The organism is Streptomyces sp. NPDC057253 (genome assembly GCF_042669125.1).
In the GTDB taxonomy this organism is placed as follows: domain Bacteria; phylum Actinomycetota; class Actinomycetes; order Streptomycetales; family Streptomycetaceae; genus Streptomyces.
Genome location: NZ_JBHUXV010000288.1, coordinates 1 through 2,556 on the forward strand (window position 1 = coordinate 1; position 2,556 = coordinate 2,556).

Below are 2,556 nucleotides of genomic sequence, written 5' to 3' on the forward strand. Positions count from 1 at the left end.
GGCCCCGCACCTACCGCTTCCTACAGGTCACTTCCCGTAGTACGCGTTGTAGATCGAGATCGTCGACTTGTTGCCCTTCTTGTCGGCGATCTTGGCGTGGAAGGAGATGGCCTTGTCCTTCGCCGGGTTCTTCACGGTGATCTGACCGTCCTTGACCGTGACCTTCTTCCAGGTCTGGCCGTAGTCGTAGGACACGTACACCGCGAGGGACTTCAGGTTGGAGCCCTTGGCGGCGCCCTCGACCGTCAGCGGGATCTTCACCGTCTTGCCGGCCTCGACCCGGTTGTCCAGGCCCGTCTTCGCGTTGAAGCGGACCATGGAGGCCGGGAGGGTGGCCATGGTGCCGGCGGCCGGCTTCTTCGACGTGAACTCCCAGCTCGCGTCGATGCGGGTGGAGGCCGCCGCGACCTTGACGCTGCGCTTGACCGAGGTCGTCAGCTTGTACTTCGCCTGGCCGGACGGGACCGTGAAGGCCTTGGCGCCGAACAGCGGGTCGTCGTTCGTGCCGACCTTGGTGCCGTTGCGGTACAGGCTGGTGCTGACCGCGGTGAAGTCCGAGGAACCGGCGTGGCCGGCACCGTCGGAGAACAGCGGGACGTAGCCGTAGATCGAGTTCTCGTCGCGGAAGAGACCGTAGTACTTGTTCAGGTGGGGGCCGAAGACCGCGGTGTTGAAGGTCTTCGTGTACTTCTGGCCCGCCTTGAAGGTCTGCGCGTCGCCCAGGGTGTAGTAGGCCTCCGCTATCGGGAAGCCGTCCGCGTCCTTGCCCTTGTACTGCGCGAAGTCGAAGGACCACTTGATCTTGTCGACCGTCGACAGGTACAGCGTGCGGGTGCTCGGCAGCTTCTGCTCGATCGGGGTACCGAGGGTGAAGTCGTTCGGGAAGTAGCCCGACACGGTCAGCGCCCCGGTCTTGCCGACGGCTCCGGAACCGAGGTTGTTCTTCACCGTGGCGAGCTCGCTCGCCTTGAAGTGCCGGACCTTGTCGCCCTGGAGCTTCTTGACGTCGGCGGTGGTGGCCACGTCGTACTCGGCCTGGTCACCCTTGGTCCACTGGCCGCTCCAGGTCTGGTGCAGACCGGAGACGTCGCCGCCGAGCGGCGCCACGCGTACGCCCTCGAAGGACTCCAGACCGACTCCGAAGCCGATGCCCGCCGGGTCGTACAGGTAGCTGATCACGCCGAGCTGCTGCTTGGCCTGCGCGTCCGGGACGGTGATGTCGGACGTCTTGGTCTTGCGGGCGTCGATCGTCACGGAGAGGTTCTTGGTGACGGTCAGCTTCGGCTGGACCAGCCAGTCCAGGCCGCCCTCGAAGTTCACGAGGTCCTTCGCGATCCAGGCGTCCAGCAGGTAGGTGCCCTTGGGGAGGCGCATCGTCGTCGTACCGGAGTCCGAGACGGTGACCTGGTAGCCCCGGTTCTCGGCGAGCCCGGTGTAGCCGAGCAGGATGGTGTTGTAGTCGGGGGTCGGCTGGCCGTCACGGCCGATGTGCTTGATCGTGACGTCGTACGACTCGACCTCGCGCTGTACCGCGGCCGCCGTGCGGACGGTCTGGCCGCCGCCGGTCGCGGTCACGTACGCCGAGTAGGCACCGTCGAGCGTACCGCCCAGCTTGGTGTTCACCGTCACGTCCACGGACGCCTTGCCACCCGCCGGAACGGTCACCGTGGTGGCCGCCAGCTTGAAGAAGCCCGCCGGAGCGGCCTGCCCCTTGGGGTTGGTCGCCGTCGACGCCAGCTTCAGCGTCACGTCCTTGGTGCCGAGATTGCGGTAGGTCAGCTTCTTGGTGACCGGCTTGTCATCGGTGTGAGGCCACTGCTGCGTACCGAAACTCACCGACACCGGGTCCGCGATCACGGTCTGCTTGATCGCCTTGTCCACCTGGATACGGCCCGAACCCTGCTGGAACGGCGTGTACTTACCGCCCTTCGTCGACCCGGTCAGCGCACCCTTCAGCTCGGCATAACCCCAGTCCGGGTGCTCCTGCTTCAGGATGGCCGCCGCGCCCGCCACATGCGGAGTCGCCATCGACGTACCGGAGATGGTCAGGTAGCCCGGCGGCTTCTCACCAACCTCCTGGTCGATGACGCTGCCCTTGGCCGCGGCCGCCGTGATGTCCACACCCGGCGCGGTGACGTCCGGCTTGATCGCTCCGTCGCCCGCCCGCGGGCCGGTGCTGGAGAAGTCGGCCAGCTTGTCCTTGTCGTCGACGGCGCCGACGGTGAGCGCGGCGTCCGCGCTGCCCGGCGAACCGATCGACTCCGGACCGGCGTTGCCCGCGGCGATGGCGAAGAGGATGCCCTTCTCGGCGGAGAGCTTGTTGACCTCCGCCTCCAACGGGTCGATCTCCGGGGTGTCCTGGCCGCCGAGGCTGAGGTTGACGACGTCGGCGCCCTGCTCGGCCGCCCACTCCATGCCGGCGAGGATGCCGGAGTCGTCACCGGAGCCGGTGTCGTCGAGGACCTTGCCGTTGAGGATCTTGGCGCCGGGCGCGACACCCTTGTACTTGCCGCCCGACTTGGCACCCGTGCCCGCCGCGATGGAGGCGACATGCGT

Annotated in this window: 1 protein-coding gene; it reads right to left on the minus strand. The window is 67.0% G+C overall.

Annotation, left to right across the window (positions count from 1 at the left end):
* Nucleotides 1–27 precede the first annotated feature (27 nt).
* On the minus strand, nt 28–2,556 hold a 2,529-nt coding region (locus tag ACFULQ_RS48995; RefSeq protein ID WP_383558318.1), incomplete at its 5' end, for a S8 family serine peptidase.